This is a genomic window from Nocardiopsis sp. NPDC006198 (assembly GCF_040613895.1).
GTDB lineage: Bacteria > Actinomycetota > Actinomycetes > Streptosporangiales > Streptosporangiaceae > Nocardiopsis > Nocardiopsis tropica.
This window is the reverse complement of record NZ_JBEXSY010000006.1, coordinates 170,978-190,554: the sequence shown is the minus strand read 5'-3', so window position 1 is coordinate 190,554 and position 19,577 is coordinate 170,978. Positions and strand designations below refer to the sequence as shown.

At 74.7% G+C, this 19,577-nt stretch carries 15 protein-coding genes; 8 read left to right on the top strand and 7 right to left on the bottom strand.

What is annotated here, in order from left to right; genetic code table 11:
• Window positions 1–47: 47 nt before the first annotated feature.
• The 4 genes from ABZ234_RS06850 (at window position 48) to ABZ234_RS06835 (ending at window position 2,896) form a co-directional block, all read left to right on the top strand.
• Window positions 48–545, top strand: coding sequence for a hypothetical protein (locus ABZ234_RS06850; RefSeq protein WP_355011332.1), 498 nt, complete (start codon window positions 48–50; stop codon window positions 543–545).
• Between the two features lie 75 nt (window positions 546–620).
• Window positions 621–869: a hypothetical protein gene (locus tag ABZ234_RS06845; RefSeq protein WP_355011331.1), complete on the top strand. Its 249-nt coding sequence runs from the start codon at window positions 621–623 to the stop codon at window positions 867–869.
• An 82-nt stretch (window positions 870–951) separates the two neighbouring features.
• Complete coding sequence (locus tag ABZ234_RS06840; RefSeq protein WP_355011330.1) at window positions 952–1,737, top strand: RNA ligase family protein; 786 nt, start codon at window positions 952–954, stop codon at window positions 1,735–1,737.
• Entirely contained in the window at window positions 1,721–2,896 is a 1,176-nt protein-coding gene (locus ABZ234_RS06835; RefSeq protein ID WP_355011329.1) for an AAA family ATPase, read from the top strand. The genes ABZ234_RS06840 and ABZ234_RS06835 overlap by 17 nt, the downstream gene beginning before the upstream one ends.
• A gap of 142 nt (window positions 2,897–3,038) precedes the next feature.
• On the opposite strand, the gene ABZ234_RS06830 is transcribed toward ABZ234_RS06835, so the two are convergent.
• Window positions 3,039–4,250: a phosphatidylserine decarboxylase gene (locus ABZ234_RS06830; RefSeq protein ID WP_355011328.1), complete on the bottom strand. Its 1,212-nt coding sequence runs from the start codon at window positions 4,248–4,250 to the stop codon at window positions 3,039–3,041.
• Window positions 4,251–4,749: 499 nt separating this feature from the next.
• On the opposite strand from ABZ234_RS06830, the gene ABZ234_RS06825 reads away from it, so the two are divergent.
• Both ABZ234_RS06825 and ABZ234_RS06820 read left to right on the top strand, forming a co-directional pair.
• Window positions 4,750–6,111, top strand: coding sequence for a hypothetical protein (locus ABZ234_RS06825; RefSeq protein ID WP_355011327.1), 1,362 nt, complete (start codon window positions 4,750–4,752; stop codon window positions 6,109–6,111).
• A gap of 283 nt (window positions 6,112–6,394) precedes the next feature.
• Window positions 6,395–7,972, top strand: coding sequence for a hypothetical protein (locus ABZ234_RS06820; RefSeq protein ID WP_355011326.1), 1,578 nt, complete (start codon window positions 6,395–6,397; stop codon window positions 7,970–7,972).
• Between the two features lie 79 nt (window positions 7,973–8,051).
• Here ABZ234_RS06820 and ABZ234_RS06815 read toward each other — a convergent pair whose 3' ends face one another.
• On the bottom strand, window positions 8,052–8,507 hold the full coding sequence (locus ABZ234_RS06815) for a GNAT family N-acetyltransferase (protein ID WP_267950339.1): 456 nt from the start codon (window positions 8,505–8,507) through the stop codon (window positions 8,052–8,054).
• Between the two features lie 184 nt (window positions 8,508–8,691).
• On the bottom strand, window positions 8,692–9,522 hold the full coding sequence (locus ABZ234_RS06810) for a hypothetical protein (RefSeq protein WP_355011325.1): 831 nt from the start codon (window positions 9,520–9,522) through the stop codon (window positions 8,692–8,694).
• 207 nt (window positions 9,523–9,729) lie between these two features.
• On the opposite strand from ABZ234_RS06810, the gene ABZ234_RS06805 reads away from it, so the two are divergent.
• Window positions 9,730–11,502 carry a PD-(D/E)XK nuclease family protein gene (locus ABZ234_RS06805; protein ID WP_355011324.1) on the top strand — a complete coding sequence of 591 codons (1,773 nt, stop codon included), beginning with the start codon at window positions 9,730–9,732 and terminating at the stop codon, window positions 11,500–11,502.
• A 26-nt stretch (window positions 11,503–11,528) separates the two neighbouring features.
• On the opposite strand, the gene ABZ234_RS06800 is transcribed toward ABZ234_RS06805, so the two are convergent.
• From ABZ234_RS06800 to ABZ234_RS06790, 3 genes are all read right to left on the bottom strand, one after another.
• The gene (locus ABZ234_RS06800; protein ID WP_355011323.1) at window positions 11,529–13,490 is read right to left on the bottom strand and encodes an ABC transporter ATP-binding protein; all 1,962 of its coding nucleotides are present in this window, start codon (window positions 13,488–13,490) and stop codon (window positions 11,529–11,531) included.
• Window positions 13,491–14,243: 753 nt separating this feature from the next.
• A complete protein-coding gene (locus ABZ234_RS06795; RefSeq protein WP_355011322.1) occupies window positions 14,244–15,464 on the bottom strand; it encodes a CoA transferase in 1,221 nt (406 codons plus the stop codon).
• Window positions 15,465–15,626: 162 nt separating this feature from the next.
• Window positions 15,627–17,126 carry a carboxyl transferase domain-containing protein gene (locus tag ABZ234_RS06790; RefSeq protein ID WP_355011321.1) on the bottom strand — a complete coding sequence of 500 codons (1,500 nt, stop codon included), beginning with the start codon at window positions 17,124–17,126 and terminating at the stop codon, window positions 15,627–15,629.
• A gap of 207 nt (window positions 17,127–17,333) precedes the next feature.
• Between ABZ234_RS06790 and ABZ234_RS06785 the strand changes: the two genes are divergently transcribed.
• On the top strand, window positions 17,334–18,032 hold the full coding sequence (locus ABZ234_RS06785; RefSeq protein ID WP_352985567.1) for a FadR/GntR family transcriptional regulator: 699 nt from the start codon (window positions 17,334–17,336) through the stop codon (window positions 18,030–18,032).
• An 87-nt stretch (window positions 18,033–18,119) separates the two neighbouring features.
• Here ABZ234_RS06785 and ABZ234_RS06780 read toward each other — a convergent pair whose 3' ends face one another.
• Complete coding sequence (locus ABZ234_RS06780) at window positions 18,120–19,529, bottom strand: SLC13 family permease (protein ID WP_352985565.1); 1,410 nt, start codon at window positions 19,527–19,529, stop codon at window positions 18,120–18,122.
• Window positions 19,530–19,577 lie beyond the last annotated feature (48 nt).

Here is a 19,577-nt window from a genome sequence, read left to right as displayed (position 1 = left end):
ACCCGGTACCGCAGTGACAGCTGGAGACGAGAGGAAGTGGGGACGGCATGGACGGTGGGCACTCACCCGAGGACGGGTACCGAACGGACCGGGGCGGGGCGGAGCCCGATCCGTCCCGCGGGGCCGACGGCGCCGGGGGTCCGGCCCGCGCGCCGGGCGCGGGGCAGGGGGCGTTCGACCGGTGGAGCGACGAGGCGCTGGCCCCGGTGCTGGTCGGCCGCTCCTACGTCCCGACCACCGCGGGCCCCGTGCTGTACCTCCCCGTGCACCGGGACGGCCGCCTCATCGGGTACCTGTGGGCCTCCGAGACCGAGGAGGCCAGTGACTTCCAGCCCCTCCTGCCGCCCGACACGGCGGGCAACGCCGCCCGCGGCTGGTGGACGATGGAGCACGTGCGCCTGCGCGGTGAGGGGCTGACCGCGCTGGAGGCGCTCCGGTCCTGCGCCGGGAGGGTCGACGACCCCCATGGTGGAAGGGTGGACGCCGACGCCCCCGAGTCCCGTGCCCCGAGCCTGGAGGAACTGCGCGCCCTCGCCCGCGGCTGAGGCACCGGATCGACGACATCCGCACTCCGCTTCTCGTGGCCCGGTGCGGCGCCGGTCGGCACGGCCGCGTCCGGCGTGACCGGGATCTTCTCCGGACTGCTCGTCGACCGGCTCGACCGGTGCGTGGTGTCGGTGGTCTCGGACCTGCTGGGCGCGCTGTCCATGGTGGCGCCGCTGGTCGTCGAACTGGTGCGGGGTCCGGATCCGGCCGGGTTGCCGGCCCTGTCCGCGGCCGGTGCGGGCCCCTACGGCGAGGACGGCTGGGTCGAGGGGCGCGCCGCGGCCGACGCCGCCTCCCCGGGCTCGCGCCGTCACCTGGCCTGAGCCCCGGCCCCGTGGCGCGCCGCGGCCGATGCCGGGGAAAACGGGTGGCGGCGCGGCGGCGCCGGCGTGTAGAACCGCACCCATGCGCAAGTACCCCCGGACCCGGCACATCCGCGGCTCCCGCCTCCAGGCGGGCGACCACGACCTGGCCGCCGTGCCCTTCGGGGAGCTGGCCGGCCGGCACCTGGTCGTGGAGGAGAAGCTCGACGGCGCCAACACCGGCATCAGCTTCGGCCCCGGGGGCGCGCTCCTGCTGCAGAGCCGCGGCCACTACCTGACGGGCGGGCCCCGCGAGCGGCAGTTCGCCCCGTTCAAGGCGTGGGCCGCCACCGTCGCCCACCTGCTGTGGCCTCGCCTCGGCGAGAGGTACGTCCTCTACGGCGAGTGGATGTACGCCAGGCACACCGTCTTCTACGACGCCCTCCCCCATTACTTCTGCGAGTTCGACGTGCTGGACACCCGGGAGGACGCGTTCCTGTCCACCCCGCGCCGCAGGGAGCTCCTGGAAGGGATCCCCGTGGTGTCGGTGCCCGTGCTGCGCTCCGGCCCCCTGGACCGCCTGGAGGACCTGGTCTCCCTGGTGGGCGCCTCCACCTGCCGGACGGCCGGCTGGCGCGAGGCCCTGGCCCGGGCGGCGGTGGCGGGCGGCGCCGACCCGGAGCGGGCGCTGGCGGAGGGGGACGGCTCCGACCTGATGGAGGGCCTGTACGTCAAGGTCGAGGAGGGCGGCCGCACGGTCGACCGGTACAAGTGGGTGCGCCCCGGGTTCACGGCCGCCGTCCTGGACTCGGGTTCGCACTGGCTGGACCGGCCGGTGATCGCGAACGGCCTCGCCGACCCGGAGGTGCTCCATGCGGGTCTTCGCTGAGCTGTGCCCGGCTCCCCCGTACTGGGAGCTGGACTGGGACCGGGTCAGGGAGGCGTTCCCGTGGGTGCGCGACCTGGCGGGGGTGGAACAGGACCCGGTGCACCACGCCGAGGGCGACGTGGAGGTGCACACCCGGATGGCCTGCGAGGCCCTGTCCGGGCTGCCCGGCTGGCGGGCCAGGCCCGCGCCGGAGAGGGTGCGGCTGTTCGCCGCGGTCCTGCTCCACGACGTCGCCAAGCCCTACTGCACGCGCCGGGACGGGGACGGCCGGGTGACCGCGCACGGGCACTCGCGGCGCGGCGACCTGATGGTGCGCCGCCTGCTGTGGGAGGCGGGCCCGGACGGTTCGGCCCGGACGGGCCGGGCCGCGGAGGCCGACAGCCTCGCCGCGGCCCGGTGGCGCGAGCACGTGGCGGCTCTGGTCCGCCACCACCAGGTGCCGTTCTGGGCGCTCGAACGCCCCGACCTGCGCCACATCGCCTTCCGGGTGAGCCTGCTCGCACGCAACGACGACCTGGTGCTGCTGGCCACGGCGGACATCCTCGGCCGGCACTGCGGCGACACCGCCGAGGTCCTGGACAGCATCGGCCTGTACGGCGAGTACTGCGCCGAACAGCGCTGCCTGGACCGGCCGCGCGAGTTCCCCTCCGACCACGCGCGGTTCTGGTTCTTCCGCAAGCCCGACCGCGATCCGGACTACGCGGCCCACGACGACACCCGGTCGTCGGTGACCGTCATGTCGGGGCTGCCCGGGGCGGGCAAGGACACCTGGATCGCGCGCCACCTCCCGGACACACCGGTCGTGAGCCTGGACGCGCTGCGCACCGAACTGGGCGTGCGCCCGACCGCCGACCAGCGGCCGGTGGCCGCCGCCGCCCACGAGCGGGCCCGCGAGCACCTGCGCGCGGGGCGCCCGTTCGTGTGGAACGCCACCAACGTCTCCCGCCAGCTGCGCGACCAGTGCGTCGGCCTGGCCGCCGACTACCGGGCCCGTGTGGAGATCGTGTCCGTGGAGGCCCCGCCGGGGGTGCTGCGGGCGCGCCTGGACCGCAGGGAGTCCCCCGTCCCGGCCGCCGCGGTCGAAAGGCTGGTCCGCCGCTGGGAGTGCCCCGACCCCACCGAGGCGCACCGTCTCACCCTCGTCACCTCCGGCGGGTAGCCGGGGCGCCGCGCACGCAGTGGCCGGGGCGCCGGCGGTCTCGCGGGGCGCCTCCGCCCCGGCCCGGCAGCGGGCCGGGAGCGGGCCGGGAGGGGCCGGCCCGCAGAGGCGTGGGGGCCGGTCGGGGGCCGCCTCCCCGCGGTCAGGGGACGGTCCGGCGTCCGTTCGCGGGAAGGTCGGGGCGCAACGCCCCCGGACGGCGTGCGGCAGGTCCGGTGAAGAGGGAGCGCGGCTTCCCCGGGTCCTCCAGGAGCCCGATGCGCTGGCCCTGGAGCAGCTGGAGCGCGGGGAAGCAGCCCTTCTCGAACAGGAGGATGTTCAGCGAACCGCCGTACTTGAAGCATCCGACCTCCTCCCCCTTGGCGATCGCGACCGGGTTCTCCGGCCTGACGCGGGAGAGTTCGGGACGGAACTCGACGGAGGCGATCGAGTTGAGGCCGACGGGCACCATCCCGACGTGTCCGCGCGCCGCGTCCCCCGTGTCGATGACGAGGTAGCCCCGCCGGAACCTCTCGAACATGCTGTAGTCGTGGCCGTAGCCCACGTTCCCGTCGTTGAGCAGTCCGGGGAGGTCGCGCATGCCGTAGTAGACGCCGCCGATCCCGGAGTTGGACTCCACGACCTGTCCCCCGACCGGGGAGTGGTACCGGTGGTAGCCGTCGGGCATCAGGATGCAGGACACCGCGGTGCCCCCGACGAACCTGCCCGCGTACGCGGAGCCGTCGAGCAGCTCCCTGACGTTCATGGTGACCGTCTTGACCGGGATGCGCGTCTCCTCGGTCAGCTCGTTCACGATCATGTTGATGACGCAGTCGGCGGGGGCGACCACGACGGTTTCGTCCGCGGGTGCGTCGATCGGGCGTTTCCCGTCCTTCACCCTCCGGACGAAGAAGTCGTTGAAGTTCCTGAATCCACCCGGCGGCACGACATAGTCGTCCATCCTCGGCCCGAGCTGCCTCTTCCACTTCTCCACGAGCCCGAGCGATTTCTCGGAGTCCATGTAACGCCCTTGGAACTCGGTGAATAGGGCGGTCATCTCACATCCGGGACCGGAGGTGACGAAGACCATCCCGTAGTCGTTCTCGTAGTTGAGCCAGCTGAACTTCTCGATGAAGACGAGCCCGCTGTCGACCCCCGGCTCCCATTTGTCCCAGGCGCGAAAGAAGTCGCACAGGTCGTCGATCGTACTGTTTCGCCAGTCGTGCCGAACCTCGGGCCCGGTCCCCTCCGGGATCGGCTTCACGTTCTTGACCGCCGCGTCGAACATGGTGGCGAAACCCTCGTGATCCGCCGCATACCAGCGCTGGAGCAGGTCGGTGAAGTCGTCGATGGTCTCGATGCGGTATTCTTTCATTTTTCCTCCCATACAGCCAATTGTCTGATTCGCGCATCTCGCACGACCGGAGGTCGGATGGGACGACTGCGCGAATTACACCTCCCGACCGGGGAAACAACCCGAACACACGGAGAGGTGTTCGATTCTTCCGCCAATCACCCCGGGAGAGTTCGCGGCACTCGGAATCGAAATATCCCCGCACTCCGGGACGCCCAACCGCCTCTTACCCAGCCCCTTTGCTCGCAAGGAACACACCGCTCCCGCAGGGGTCCCAATGGGGAAAAAGCGACTCTCTCCCGACAGAACGACACCCGAACTTCCGAGGGAACCCGCCCTACGGCCGCATCAGGACCTTGTGGGCAAAACGCCCTCGAAACAGAACTCCACGTGAACTGCTGACAAAGAAAACAGGGCGGCCCCCGGGCCTTCCCGGCCCGTACCGTGACGGCCGCCCGAGCCGGGCCCCCGGCGCCGGGGCCGTCGGGGACGGGCCCCGACGGCGGTCTAGGTTGGGCCCATGGTGAGCTCCGAACATCCGCAACTGACCGGACTGGGACGGAATCCGGCAGCCCCCCAGGACGTCCTGGTGCGCCTGGCCGCGCACAGGGCGGCTCGGCCCGAGATCTCACGGCGTCCCGGAAGACTGGAGGACGCCGTCGTCGAGGCCCTGCTGACGTTCGGCGACGCCAGGACGGCGTTGGTCCTCCGCGGGGAGCGGGTCTCCCCTGCGATGCGGCGAAGGGTCGCCGAACACCCCGATCCGGCGATCCGTGACGCGTACACGGACTTCGTCCGCGAGATGGTGGAGCAAGGAACGCCGCTCGGCATCGACGACCTGGAGGAGGCCTACGGCCGTCCCCGGACCGTACTCGTCGGCGCGCCGAACGCGAGACTGCGCGCCGCGGTCGCGCGGACCTGGCACGACCGACCCCTCTCCGTACAGGTGGAGCTGCTGGCCGACCCGGATCCACAGGTCCGCGCAGCCGCCACCGCGGCGGGCCGGCCGGGTGTCCCACCGGACTGGCGGGAGCGCTGTCTCGCAGACCCCGCTACACGTGGCCACGTGGCACGCCACGCCCCGCTCACCCCGGACCAGTTCACACAGCTCATGCGGAGCGGAGGGGAGGAGATCCATGGGGCTCTCGCCGAAAACCCGCACCTGTCGGCGAAGATGGTCGCCCGGCTGCGGGACGTCGACGACCCGTTCGTGCGGGTCGCGGTGGCGAACAGCCGCCACGTGGACGACGCGACACGGGACAGGTTGTACGCGCTTCTGGAGGCCGAACGCGCGGAGGGCGGTCTCGCGGCCGATTTCGCGCTGAGCTGGAACCCCGCCGGACCGGACTGGGTGCGCGACGTACCCCTCGACGAGCGGATGCGCTACCTGGACAGCCCGCACAGGGCATTCCGGCTCGTACTGGCCTCCTGTGACGACCTTCCCGAAGAGGCCTGGCGACGGCTGGACGAGGACCCTGACCCCGTGGTCCGCCGGGCTGCCGCCCGCCGGCCGGACACGCCACCGGACGTACTGGAACGGCTGGTCCGCGCCGAGGGGGAGGTCTTCTCCGACCGGCCGGTACTCGTCGACCACCCCAACTACCCCCGTCACACGTTGCCCGCGCTCGTCGACGAAGCGGACCCGCGGGTACGCCTCCTCGCCCTGCAGGACCCGGACCTGCCCGTGACAGCCCTCCGGCGACTCGCCGCGGCCGACGAGTCCTTCCTGCGCAGTGGGGTCGCCAAGCACCCCAACGTCACGGACGCGCTGCTGGAGCAGCTGTTGTCGGACCCGGACCCCCATGTCGCCGACAACGCCGCTGCCAACCCCGCGCTCCGGCCGACCCGGATGTACCGCATCCTCACCGACGCCGGCCTGTGACCCCGTGACGGCCCCGGGACGAGGCCCCGTGGCCTCTCCGGTCTCGCGGAGGGGACCGGACACGGGTCCGCCCGCGCGGGCGGTCTCCCGGGCGGACCCCGGACGCACACACCCGCCCGCCCCGGAACGGACCCCGACCGCGTCCCGCGGAGCGGTCCCGCGCGCCGTTCCGCCGCATCCGCCCCGGCCCGTGGGCGATTTCGGCGTTCTCCCACGCCACAGCGCACGGCACGGTTAGCCTGAGGCCCTTTCGGCGACTCACACCACTCCGGGTGATAGGGCAATGACTGATCGCATCTACTCCGCCGTGCGCGCGTGTCTGGAGTGGGCCGGGGGCGTCGACCCCCGCCCCGTCCTGGACCCCGACACCCTGCTCTTCCTCCTGACCGCGCACCTGGAGGCCGGTGCGCCCGACCCCGGCGACTGGTCCACCGCCGACGTGCACGACATCGCCCGCACCGTCCGGCACTGGGACCGGACGCCCGCCGGCCTCAGGGACACCTGGCTGACGTGGTGCGACTTCCTGGTGGAGAAGGGGGATCTGCTGTCCGCGGAGAGCCCCCGCAGGCTCCGCCGGGCCATCGCCTCGGTCGACCTCTCCCCGGGCGGGTCCTCCGGCGCCCGCGATCCGGCGGACGGGGCGGACGCGGACCAGGACGTGCTGCCGCTCCTGGACCGGTTCGGCGTGGGGGAGGGCGGGAGTTCCGGACCGGCGCGCCCGGTCGTGGCCGGGCGCCCGGAGGAGCTGGACGCGGCCGCGCGCCTGTGCCGCCCGCTGTCCGACGCCGTCCGCCTCGCCGCCTGGGTGGGCGGCGGCAGGGACCTCCGTTCGGACGGGGACGACGAGCTCACCCGGTCCGACACCGCCGGGGCCGCCGCCGCGCTGGGCCGGACGCCCGCCGAGGTGCGGTCGCTGTTCGCCGTCGCCCGCCACTGCGGCCTGCTGCGCACGACGTACACGCGCGTCCTGCCCGGACGGGCCGCCCGGGCGCTCGCGGAGGAGGTCCCGGGCGCCCTCGCCGACGCCTGGTCGGACGCCCTGCTCACCATGGTCGGCGGGCCAGGGATGACGGCGTTCCTGCTGCTCGCGGACCTGTTCTCGCACGGTGAGCCCCGTACGCCCGCCCAGCTGGCCGGGGTCCTCGTCCCCGGGGCCGCGCCCGGGGGCGAGGACCCCGGGCGCCGTTCCGCCCGGGTGCTCGACGCCCTGGCCGCCCTGGGGGCCGTGGCCCCCGCCGGCGGAGGACGGTTCCGCGTGACCCGGCTCGGCGACCACTTCACGGTGCGCCAGCTGCGGCAGTCGGGGGCCGACGTCGCGGTCGCCCCGCCCCTCGACGGGATGGGCGCCGAGGACGTGCTCGCGCTCGCGGACGGGGGGCGCCCCGTGGACGCCGAGGGGCTGGTGGAGGGGTGGCTGGCCGCCCGCGACACCGAGAGCGCCGTGTGCGACCTGTTGGAGGCCTGCGACGCGCCCGGCGCCTGGCACCGCAGGCAGCGGGTGGCCGATGTCCTGTCGGCCCTGGACGAGGACCTCTCCCCCGTCCTCCGGCTGTACGTGCACCACCCCGTCCTGGGCGGGTGGGCACGGGGGCTGCGCGGAGGTACGGACACCGACCCCCTGTCGCACCAGGCGGTGTGGGCCGTGCTCGACCGCTACGCGATCCGGCTCGACGCGGGCCGGCCGCTGCCGGAGTCGGACCGGGAGCGGTACGCGCGGTTCCCGGAGGAGTTCGCCCGGGCCGTGTGGCTGACCGGGCACCCGGTCTCCGACACGGTGCTGGACCGGATCTGCGGAGGGGCGCTGGGCGCGTCCCTGGCCGATGCGGCGCGCCGGGTCCGTCCCGCCCCGGCCGTCCCCTGAGGCGCCCGCCCCGCGCCTCCCCCGACGGCGGGGTCCGGGCGTCAGGTCCCCCGGCGGGACCGGACGCCCGGACAGGCTGTCAGTCCTTGACCACGAGCTCGTAGGTCAGGAGTTCCACGTCCGGCAGCGGGGACAGGTCGCGGTCGGGCGCCCGCCGGAAGCCGCGCGCCCGGTAGACGTACTGCGCAGCGACCATCTCGGGCAGCGCCGACACCAGCAGCCGGGAGACCCCCTCCTCGCGCGCCCTGTCGACGAGGGCGTTCACCAGCGCCCGGCCGACCCCGAGCCCCCGGGCCCCGGGCGACACCGCGAACGCGCGCATCTCCGCCTCGTCCGCGTTGCGGGCGATCTCACTCTCCGGTGACCACGGCTCGAACATGACCGTCCCCAGGAGCCGTTCGTCGTCCGCCGCCACCAGGACCTCGCCGCGGCCGTCCGCCCCCAGGAGCCGCAGCGCCTCGACGTGGGCCGGGTTCACGTTCACAAGGCCGTCGGCCGTGTAGGCCATCACGCGCAGTTCGCTGACGGCGTTCATCTCATCGGGAAGTACTCGACGCACGATCATGCACGTCATTCAACATGATGAGGGGGTGCCGGACGGGTCTTCGCCGCACCGCCCGGGGAGGGGAAAACGTCACCGTGAGTGACTTTTTACGGAGGTTTATCCCCAGCTTCCCCGGACGTGGAGCGGTGTTCCCCGTCCGGGGCGCCCGTCGCGCTCAGGTACCGCGGATGGCGGCGCACCCGTCGTCGCCGTCGCGGTGGGCCTCCAGGTCGTAGGCGTCCTCGACCGGCCCCCGGGGTTGCTCCCCCTCGGCGAGCTCGTCCGGATAGGCGGGGACGACGTTGTACCCGTCCACACAGTGCGCCGGCCCGGTCCCGCGCCACCAGTTCGGCCACGCCTCCAGGGCCCCGTCCCCGGTGTCGAAGAAGGACACCTCGCCGTAGTGCGTGGTGACCAGCCGCACCGACACGGGATCGCCCGGGCGCGCGACGGGGTGGACGATCGTGTACTCGGTGTTGACCGCCAGGTGGTCGGGGCCGCCTTCGGAGGACTCCTCCGCCCACATCCGGCCGTCCACCTTGACCACGTCGCCGATGGGCTCGGCGGTCCCGGGGGCGAGGTTGAAGACCACGTGCCGGCTGTCCAGGTCGCCGTTCTCGTGGCCGAGGTGGTTCATGTACCACTTCAGCGCCTGTTCGCCCAGCAGCCCGGTGAACTCGCTGTTGTCCTCGTCGAAGACCGCGTCGGGGTTCAGGTACACGGCGTCCAGGAGGTCCTGGGTGAGGCCGTAGGCCTCCTCCACCCGGGCGGCGGAGAAGGAGCCGACGGGCTCGGCCGGGGGCGGTTCGAATCCCTCGGCGTAGTCCTCGGCGGGGGTTCCCCCGAAGGGGTCGTCGCGGTCGACCTCGTCGTAGGAGCCCAGTCCGGAGACCGTCGGCGCGGGGGAGACGAACCACTCCAGGGCGTCCTGGACCTGGGCGCAGCCGGTGGCGGTGAGCAGGGCGAGCAGCGCGACCCAGCGGGTGGCGGCGGCGCGTCGTGACATGGGGGGATGCCTGCGTTCTCTCTGAGTTCTGTGCGAACGATGTCCGCTTCGAGTGTTCTACCACCGCGCCCGGACAGTTCGTCCACAGGCCGTTCGGCCCTGCGCCGACAGCCGGGAGCACGGCGCCTCCGAGGGCCCGGAGCGTTTGTCCACAGGCCTCCGGCGGGACGGCCCGGATCGTGCCACCCTTCTCCCAGGGAGGACACCGTGACCGACCGGACCCGTGGCAGCGACGGCCAGGCAGCCGTCATCCGACTCTTCAGCAGTTCCGCGACCCTCGCCGCGGGCGGATGTCCCACCTTCCGCCGCACGGAGGCCGACCACGCCGCGCGGCGGGACCCCGCCCCCCGCCCGCCGCCCCTCGCCGACTCCGCGCCCGCCGTCCTCGGCGCCGTCCTGGACCTGGTCGAGCACCGGGGGCTGTCGCTCGGGGACGCGTGCTCGATGCTGCCCGCCCCCGGCGGGCGGTGCGCCGACGTGCTGGGCGAACGGGTGGCGCCGCCGCACCCGGGCCTGCTTGCCTGGGCGCGCCACGCCGCGCGGTCCTACCTCGACGGCCTGGCCGGGGACCGCGCGAGGGACGGCCTCGACCGCACTCCGGTGGCCGACTTCTGGGTGCGGCAGTACATGCCCGACCGGGGCGCCTCCCACGCCAGGCCCTACGAGGTGTGCGCGCGGGGGCGCGGGTACGCGTACCTGGACGGCGGGCAGCGGGTGCGGGAGCTGCGCGTCCCGGTCACGGGCCCGGCGGACGGCGGGAGCCTCCCCGACGCGGAGGTGGCCGTGGCCGCGTTCGTGCTGGCCACCGGCTCCGGGGTGGACCGCGACGCCTACGCGGGCCGCCCCGGACGCTACCGGGGCGGGGTCCCCTACCCCATGCGGGGGCGCCACGGCGGCCCGGCCGGTCCCCCCGACCGGGTGCGGGTGGTCCGGGCGTCGTGCCTGGACTCCTCCACCGCCGTGCTCTACGACGCCCCGGCCCGCGAGGCCGAGGGGTTCTTCTCCTCCGCCGGCAGGGAGCCCCTGCGCTCGGCCCTGGTCGGCGGGGCCCGGTCCCCGGGGGCCGACTGCCTGTCGTGCGGGGTGCGGACCGGCTGCGGACGCCTGCCCTCCGCCCCCGGGATCCTCGGCGTCCACGACCGCTCACGCCCCCGCAGGTCCTGGACCGCAGCCGGGGGCCTGCGCTTCCGGGGCTGCCCCGCGCGCGAGCACTTCCACTCCCTCGGCCTCCCGGGGGACCCGCCGGAGGGCGCGCCGCCCGGGGCGGCCGGCGCCTCGGCCCGGGACCGCGCCGTCCGTGCCCGGCTGGAGCGGCTGCACGGGCGCCGACCGCGGAGGGCGTGCGGACCCGGCGACCTCCCCGACGGTCCCGGGGACTGGGGTACGGAGGGGTGGGCTCCCAGCGGCGGGGAGGCCCGCGCGGGCGCCGCCATGATCGCCGCCCACGTCGATGTCTGCCCGCTGGACGGGCTCCGGTCCGGGAGCCATGTCCGGGTCGGGCGCACCGTGGCCGCCGACGACCCCCGGGCCGACGTCCTCGTCCTGGCCAGGCCCGACCTGCTGCTCCACCGGGACGGCGCCTGGAGCTGGCGGGACGTCGCTCCGACGACCGCGGGCCCGCCCCCGGACGAGCGCGGGCTCATGGCACGCGAGCCCGCGCTGGCCCTGGCCGTCCTGCTCTTCGCGTCAGGGGTGCTCCCCCTGGAGCCGGGGTCCGCGGTCGAACTGGAGGCCCTCACCCCCGACGGCGCCGACCTGCGCACCGTCGATCCCGGCGCCGCCCGGGTGAGGACCGAGGCGCGTGAGGTGGTCCACGGGCTCGCCGGGCCCTGGCACCGCGACCTGGAGCACGCCCCGACCCCGGGCAGGGTGTGCCGGGACTGCCCCTACCGCCGCTGGTGCCCGGCCTGGTCTGGGCACCGGCCTCCCGAACGGGGCCCGGGGGCGCGCCCCGGGGACCGCGGGCGGGAGGGGCGGTGACGGGCACGGCGCCACCGCCCCCGGGGTCAGGCGCTGTGGCGGCTCTCCGGAACGGACCACCGGTAGGCGGCGGCCTGGAGGTCCCACAGTTCCCGGTAGAGCCCGTCGGCCTCCAACAGGTCGGCGTGGGCGCCCTCCTCCACCACGCGGCCCTTGCGGAGGACGACGATGTGGTCGGCCATCCGCACGGACGCGAGGCGGTGCGTGATCAGGACGACGGCCGCCCCGGTGCGTCCGGCGTGGGCGTGCAGGGAGGCGAAGAAGGCGTGCTCGGCCCGGGCGTCGAGCGCCGCCGTGGGCTCGTCGGCGATGAGCAGGGGCGTGGCGTCGCCGTCGTCGCCCCGGTAGAAGCCCCTGGCCGCCGCCAGCCGCTGCCACTGGCCCCCGGACGGTTCGGCGCCGTCCACGAAGCGCTTGTCCAGCAGGGTGTCCCACCCGTGGGCGAGCTCCGCCACGACCGTGTCGGCGCGTGCGGCGCGGGCCGCGCGCTCCAGGCGCCCGGGGTCGTCGCCGGGGCTGCTCATCACGACGTTGCGCCGGGCCGTGAGCGGCCAGTGGGTGTGGTCCTGGGCGATGACGGAGATGCGCCGCCGCAGACCGGTCCCGTCCACCCCGGCCAGGTCGGTGTCGTCCCAGAGGATCCTTCCGCTCTCCGGCGCGTACAGGCCGGACAGGAGCTTGGCCAGGGTGGTCTTGCCCGAGCCGTTCTCCCCCACGAGCGCCACGGTCCGGCCGCGCCGGAGGGTGAGGCTGACCTCGTCCAGGGCCGGCGCGTCCCCCTTCCCCCCGCTCGGGTAGGTGAAGGTGACGTTCTCGACCCGGATCTCCTCGAACCCCTCGGGGGCCGGTTCCGGTTCGGCCGGGGGCAGCCGCAGCGCGGCCTCCTCCTCGAAGGCGACGAAGTCGGAGAAGTACAGTCCGGACTCGTACACGTGCGTGAGGGAGGACAGGGCGTTGCCCAGCGCCCCCTGCGCGACCCGGATGGCGACCACGGCCGCGCCCGCGACGGCGATCTCCACGGTCCCGCCGACCAGCATCAGCCCCAGCACCGCGAACACGGCTCCGGAGGCGAGCCCGCCGGCGGCGCTGCCCGCCAGCCGGATCAGGGCCTGGCGGGTGGCCAGGCCGAGCTGGATGTCCAGCTCCCTGCCGGCGACCCTGTCGAACTCGGCGAGCAGGCGCCCCTCCATGGTGAACGAGCGGATCTCGGCCGCGTTGTCCCGGTTCACCATGATCTGTTCGAGCAGGAATTTGCGGCGGTGCCCGTCGGTGAAGGCCACGATCATCCGGTAGCGCATGCGCGCCGCCGCCGAGGAGCCCCACCACTGGGGCGCCATGGCCAGGAGCAGCAGCGGGAGGAGGGCGGGGTGCAGCACGCCCAGGACGCCGACGGCGGCGGCGACCCCCACCGTCCCGGTGAGCACGTCGGCGGTGTGGCGGACCAGCGCGCCCGCCTCGTCGCTGCCGCGCGCGTAGCACCGGTAGAGGTGGTCGTGGAAGCCGCTGTCGTCGAAGGCCCGCAGCTCGACGGCGGTGCACCGGCTCAGCAGCCGCCTCTCCGCGGTGAGCACGACCTTGGGCTCCAGGCGGGCCTGGGCGCGCCCGGCGGCGGCCGAGCAGGTCCCGCGCAGGGCCAGGGCCGCGGCGAGCACCAGCAGGGAGGGCAGCGCGGCCATGAGCCGGTCGGGGGTGGGCGCCGCCGCGAACAGCTCGCCGAGCACGCCGGTGGTGGCGACGAGCGCCCACGCGGTGGCCGCTCCCATGCCGATGTTGAGCGCGGTCGTCGCGAGGAGGTCCCGCGGGCTGCTCTGCCAGGCCAGCGCGGCGGCCTGGGCGGCCAGGGCCGGCATGCGGCGGGCGATCCGGGCCCAGGTGGCCTCGGCCGCCTGGGAGCCGAAGTGGCGCCAGACCGGGGTGGCCAGTTCGGGCAGGGACAGTCCCCCGCCGGTCTCGTCGTCGGTGACGGGTGGTTCCGTGGTTCGTGTCATGGAGTCCTCTGGTGGTCGGGAGCCGGTGCGCGCCCGTGTCCGGGCGCGCGGGAACGGCGGTCGCGCCGGGTGTGCGTCGCGACCTCCTCGGTGACCGGCGTCGAAGTGCTGCCGATCATGGACCCGCCGTGGGACGGTCGGAAGGGGATTTCGCGGTTGCGGTCGGACCGGATCCGGGACCCCGCGACGGCCCGGCGCGCACTCGCCCCGGGGGGTGGGAGACCCGGCCCGGGCACCCGAATCGAAAACCTGTCGGAGGGTGCGGCCCGGATCGGCGCCGGATACGGACCGCCCCGAAGCGGGCCGGTCCGTCACCGATCCAAGGCCCGCCGGTGCCCGGAACCCCCGGGGACTCACCGCCGGGGGCCGGCCCGCGCCCGGAACCAGGGGTCCCGGTCGTCCGGGCGGTCGCCGGCCGGGGCGCACGGTTCCGCCGGGGCCCGGCCACGGGACGCGGCGCACGCGGGAGAGCCGTCACGGTGCCGCCGGGACCGGCGCGGGCCCCGCGCAGAAGGCCGGGGCAGCCCGCCGGGGCGCGCCGAACGGCCGCACCCGCGCCCGGAGGACGCTCGGTACGGCCGTTCGCATGGCCACCACGGTGGTCGTGGGGTCCGGGGGCAGGCCGGGCCGGTGGGGCCGCGCTCGGCGCCCGTTCGCCGGGCGGGGGCCGTGCGCGGCGCCCGCTCCCCGGCGGACCGGCCCGGTCGGAGGACCCGCGCCCCGTCTGCGGGGCAGCTCCGGGACCCCTCCGGGTCAGCCCACCGGCTCCGCCGCGGGCTCCCGCTCCCGCTCGACCTCGTCGAGCCAGGCCCGCACCGCGTCGTTGTGCTCGCCCAGGGCAGGGGGCGGCAGGTAGCCGCGTCCGAACTCCTCCGACTCACCGGGGTCGCGGGGGTCGAAGCGCAGGGCCGACCCGGGCAGCTCGACCTCGCCCAGCACCGGGTGCTCGACCGACACCACCAGCCCCTGGGACCGCGTCTGGTCCCACTCGTAGACCTGGTCGACGGTGCGCACCGCGCCGCAGGGCACCCCGGCCCCGCCGATCCGGCTCAGCCACTCGTCGCGGGTCCCCTGGTCGAGGACCGCCTCGATCTCCGCGATCAGGGCCTCGCGGTGGGCGACGCGGGAGGCGTTGTCCCGGAACCTGGGGTCCTCGGCGTCCAGCCCGAGCAGCCCCGCGAACCGGGCCCACTGCGCCTCGCCGCCCACCGCCACCTGGAGCATCCCGTCCATGCAGGCGAAGGCGCCGTAGGGGGCGATGGAGGGGTGCTGGTTCCCCAGCGCCGAGGGCACCTCGCGCGCGACGGTCCAGCGCGTGCCCTGGAAGGCGTGCACGCCCACGATGGAGGAGAGCAGGGAGGTGCGCACCACCCGTCCGCGCCCGGTGCGGCCCCGCTCCACCAGGGCCGCGAGCACGCCCTGCGCCCCGTTCATCCCGGCCAGCACGTCGCCGATGGCCACGCCCGTCTTGGTCGGCTCCTTGGAGGAGGGACCGGTCAGGCTCATCAGGCCGGCCTCCCCCTGGGCGATCTGGTCGTAGCCCGCCCGGCCGCCCTCGGGCCCGTCGTGCCCGAACCCGCTGATGGAGCAGACCACCAGGCGGGGGTTGAGCTCCTCCAGGCGGCCGACGGAGAAGCCGAGCCGGTCCAGGACGCCCGGCCGGAAGTTCTCCACCAGGACGTCGGCGGCGCGCACGAGCCGGGTGAGCTGCTCGATGCCGTCGTCGGACTTCAGGTCGAGCTCGATGGACTCCTTGTTGCGGTTGCAGGAGAGGAAGTAGGTGCTGATCCGCTCCTCCTCCGGTCCGACGAACGGCGGACCCCAGCCGCGGGTCTCGTCGCCCGTGCCCGGCTGCTCGACCTTGATCACCCTGGCCCCGAGGTCGCCGAGCAGCATCGCGGTGTGCGGCCCCGCGAGGGCCCGCGACAGATCCACGACCACGGTTCCCTTGAGCGGGCCTTCCGAGCGGTCCATGTTCCACCTCCGGTGTCGTTCTTCCTGTCCTGTGTCCGGCCGGCCCCGGCGGAGGGCGGGCCTCCCCGCCGGTACCGGCCGGACACGCGTGTCGTGGGGGACGCCCCCGCTGGGGCGCGTCCCCGGCGGCCGGTCCACGCGGTCCGGCCGTCCGGTCCCGGGTCAGACACCCGCGCCGAGCAACCGGTAGCGCCCGGTGCGTCCGGCGCCCGGGCCCTCCCCGGCGCGCGACCGCAGGGCCGAGAGTTCGTGGGCGACCGCGGCGCCGACCCGGACGCAGAGGGCCTCGCCGTCCTGGGCGGCGTCTCCCGCCTCGGCGATCACCCGGTCCACCACCCCCGTCGCCAGCAGGTCCGCGGAGCCGATGCCCTGGCTCTCGGCCAGCTCCTCCGCGCGGTCGACGGTGCGGTGCACGATCGCGCTCGCGCCCTCGGGCGGGAGGGGCGAGAGCCAGGCGTGCTGGGCGCACAGGACGCGGTCGGCGGGGAGCAGCGCGATCGCGCCCCCGCCGGTCCCCTCCCCCAGCAGCACCGACACGGTGGGGGTGGCGAGGGTGGCCATGTCCGCGAGGCAGTGGGCGATCTGGGCCGCCATGCCCCGTTCCTCGGCCTCTGCGGACAGCTCGGCGCCGGCGGTGTCGATGACGGTGACGAGCGGGAGCCGGAGCCCGGCCGCGAGGCGCATGCCCCTGCGTGCCTGGAGGAGGGCGGCCGGCCCCATCGGGGTCCGGGGGCCCTGCCTGCTGCGGTCCTGGCCGACCAGGACGCAGGGGCGTCCGCCGAACCGGGCCAGGGCCACCAGGAGGGTGGGGTCCTCGTCCCCCTCCCCGGTGCCGCGCAGGCGCACGACGTCGGTGGCGGCGTGGCGCAGCAGGTCGCGCACCCCCGGGCGCTCCTCGCGCCGGGACCGCAGGACGGAGTCCCAGGCGGGGACGCGGGAGGCGGGCGCGGCGGGCGGCGCAGCGGGGGGCCGCGCCTCGTCGGCGGTCCGGTCGAGCAGGACGTCGAGGGCCAGGACGGCGGCCCCGCGCAGCTCCTCCGGGGCCAGGACGGCGTCGACGAGGCCGTGTCGGCGGAGGTTCTCCGCGCGCTGGACCCCCTCGGGGAAGGCCTCGCCGTGGAGGGCCTCGTAGACGCGGGGGCCGAGGAAGCCGATGAGGGCGCCGGGCTCGGCCGCGGTCAGGTGCCCCAGGGAGCCCCAGGAGGCGAGTGCTCCGCCCGTGGTCGGGTGGCGCAGGTAGACGAGGTAGGGGAGCCCGGCGGCCTTGTGCGCGGTGATGGCGGCGGCGATCGGCGCCATGGACACGAAGGCGCGGGTCCCCTCCTGCATGCGGGTGCCGCCCGAGGCGGGTGCGGCCAGCAGGGGGATCCCCTCGGCGGTGGCGCGTTCGACGGCGTCCAGGAGCCGTTCGGCCGCGGCGAGCCCGACGGAGCCGGCGAGGAATCCGAACTCGCTGGCCACGACGGCGACGCGGTGCCCGCCCAGGCGCCCCTCCCCGGTGAGGACGGCCTCGTCGCACCCGGTCGCGGTGTGCGCGTCGGCCAGTGCTGCGGCGTAGGCCGGGTCGGGGCGCGCGTCGGCGGGCGCGGTGTCCCAGGAGGCGTACGAGCCCGTGTCCAGGACGAGGTCGAGGAGTTCGTGAGCGGTGCGTCGGGTCCCCACAGCAACCTCCAAATGGTTCAGTGGCTAGGCCACTAGGCCTTAAAGCCAGGGTGGCACGCCCACCCCCCGTTTGTGAAGCCCTCCGCGCCCCCGATCACCCTCCCGAGCGCCCGCCGCCACAGGCTGGTTCCCGGGGGCGCGGGGGCTGGATGCTCTAGCCTGGAAGGCCTCTGACACAGCCGGATGCGAAGACAGGAGCCACCGAGCGTGCCTGCCAAATCCCGACCCCGACCGCCGGCCCGACCCCGTCTGTACGAGCAGCTCGTGGAGCGGCTCGTCGAACACATGCGGGAGGCCGGACTGGGCGTCGGCGACCGGCTGCCGCCCGAGCGCGAGCTGGCCTCCGCGCTGGAGGTCAGCCGGGCCTCGGTGAGCCAGGCCCTGGTGGCCCTGGAGGTCCAGGGGGTCATCGAGGTCCGCCACGGCGACGGGGCGATCATCCGCCAGACCGTCTCCGAGCAGGGGGTTCTCGCCCTGCTGCGCGACCGGGCCAACCGGCGCGCGGAGATCATCGAGGCCCGCCAGGCGCTGGAGGTCAAGCTGGCCGAGCTGGCCGCCGAGCGCCGCACCCCCGAGGACCTGGCCTCCATCGACGCGGCCCTGGAGCTCATGCGCCAGGAGGTCGAGAACGGGGACCGGGGCGTCACCGGCGACGAGCGGTTCCACGCCGCGATCACCGCGGCGGCGCGTTCGCGCCTCCTGGCGCGGATGATGAACGAGCTGGCGCCGATGATCAGGGAGACCCGCCTGGAGTCCCTGTCCCAGCCCGACCGCCCCCAGGCCTCGCTCGACGGTCACGAGCGGATCGGCGCCGCCATCCACGCGGGGGATCCCAAGGCCGCCGCGGACGCGATGCGCGACCACCTCGTGCTGGTCTCCCGGGTGGTCGCACCGGCCACCCCGTGAGACTTCACCGGACCACAGGCCGAGCCTGTGGTCCGGTAGTCGGCCGCGGTGCGGCCCCGCACCGCGCCTCCGCCGGCGCGGGCCCGGTCACAGCAGACCGGGCACGACCAGCACTCCCCAGGCGATCATCGGTCCCACCAGCACCACGATGGCGCTGTAGACGAGGATCTGCCGGTAGAACTTGTCCGGGTCCACCCCGGAAGCGTTGGCCAGCACCAGGGCGCCGTTGGTCGAGAAGGGGCTGACGTCGACGATGGTGGAGGAGACGGCCAGCGCCACGATCACGCCGGTCGCGCTGATCTCGCCCATCATGAGGAACGGGATCGCCAGCGGGATGGTCGCCCCCAGGATCGCGGTCGAGGACGCGAACGCCGACACGACGGCGCCGATGTAGCAGAGCACGAGCGCGACCAGGAGCGGCGCGCCCAGACTCGCCGCGGCGTCGCCGACGTAGTCGATGGTCCCGGCGCTCTCCATGACGCCGACGAACGTGAGCATGCCGGTGATCAGCAGCACCGTGGGCCAGCTGATCTGGGACAGCGCGTTCTTCTGGGCCTTGGGCGAGATCAGCGCCAGCACGACCGTCACGGACAGCGCGACGAAACCGACGTCGAGGCCGAAGCCCAGGGCGAGCACGCCGAGAACGACGATGCCGGCGATGGTGGCGAGCTGGTCGAACCGCACGGGCCCACCCGCCGGACCGTCCGCGGACGCTTCGGCGGGACCGTCCGCAGGCGGGTCCGCGGGTGCGCCGGCGGCTGAGGTCCCGGAGGGGCCGCCGGTGGCCACGGCGACGGAGCCGCCGACCGCGTCCGCGCCGGAGCCGGAGACCGCGGCGGCGCCCGTGCGCGCCGCGGCGTGCCCGGCGGCCTCGAACTCCTGCGCCCGCGCGCCGACCAGGCGGTTGCCGCCCAGGGAGACGAAGAGGACCAGCGCGATGCACAGGTTGAAGACGAGGTTGCCGAGGAAGAGGGTGAGCGGCGAGACCGCGAGCCCGCTGTCGGCGACGATGCCGTTGACCGTCGCGCCGTAGACGCTGACCGGGGAGAACCCGCCCCCCTGCGCGCCGTGGATCACCATCATGCCCATGAGCAGGGGGTTGATCCGGTACTTGACGGCGAAGCCCAGGGCGATGGGTGCGACGATGGCCACCGCCGCGGGGCTGAGGGCGCCCACGCCGGTCAGCAGGGCGCTGATGCCGAACATGATCCACGGGATGGCGACGACCCTGCCGCCGACCAGCCGCGTGGCGGCGCGTACGAGGAGGTCGATCGTCCCGTTGTTCTTGGCGATGGCGAAGAGGTAGGTGACGCCGACCAGTGTGAGGAAGAGGTCGGCGGGGAAACCGCCCAGGATGGCGTCGGTGTCCATGCCCAGGGCGAGGACGCCGACGAGGAAGGCCCCGACGAAGGCGAGGGCGCCGATGTTGATCGGCAGGACCGTGGCGATGACGAACATCGCCAGGAGGGCGAGGATGGTGAGAAGTTGCGGGGTCATGTCGTGTACCGATCAGACGAAAAGCAGGGCTGTGATCTGGCTCATACG

What these genes read in the sequence shown, in the direction of transcription:
- ABZ234_RS06825 (WP_355011327.1), top strand. Translation starts at nt 4,750, where the DNA reads ATGGTGAGCTCCGAACATCCGCAACTGACCGGACTGGGACGGAATCCG.
- ABZ234_RS06795 (WP_355011322.1), bottom strand. Translation starts at nt 15,464, where the DNA reads ATGGACCGCTCGGAAGGCCCGCTCAAGGGAACCGTGGTCGTGGATCTG.
- ABZ234_RS06815 (WP_267950339.1), bottom strand. Translation starts at nt 8,507, where the DNA reads ATGAACGCCGTCAGCGAACTGCGCGTGATGGCCTACACGGCCGACGGC.
- ABZ234_RS06810 (WP_355011325.1), bottom strand. Translation starts at nt 9,522, where the DNA reads ATGTCACGACGCGCCGCCGCCACCCGCTGGGTCGCGCTGCTCGCCCTG.
- ABZ234_RS06835 (WP_355011329.1), top strand. Translation starts at nt 1,721, where the DNA reads ATGCGGGTCTTCGCTGAGCTGTGCCCGGCTCCCCCGTACTGGGAGCTG.
- ABZ234_RS06820 (WP_355011326.1), top strand. Translation starts at nt 6,395, where the DNA reads ATGACTGATCGCATCTACTCCGCCGTGCGCGCGTGTCTGGAGTGGGCC.
- ABZ234_RS06800 (WP_355011323.1), bottom strand. Translation starts at nt 13,490, where the DNA reads ATGACACGAACCACGGAACCACCCGTCACCGACGACGAGACCGGCGGG.
- ABZ234_RS06830 (WP_355011328.1), bottom strand. Translation starts at nt 4,250, where the DNA reads ATGAAAGAATACCGCATCGAGACCATCGACGACTTCACCGACCTGCTC.
- ABZ234_RS06780 (WP_352985565.1), bottom strand. Translation starts at nt 19,529, where the DNA reads ATGACCCCGCAACTTCTCACCATCCTCGCCCTCCTGGCGATGTTCGTC.
- ABZ234_RS06850 (WP_355011332.1), top strand. Translation starts at nt 48, where the DNA reads ATGGACGGTGGGCACTCACCCGAGGACGGGTACCGAACGGACCGGGGC.
- ABZ234_RS06840 (WP_355011330.1), top strand. Translation starts at nt 952, where the DNA reads ATGCGCAAGTACCCCCGGACCCGGCACATCCGCGGCTCCCGCCTCCAG.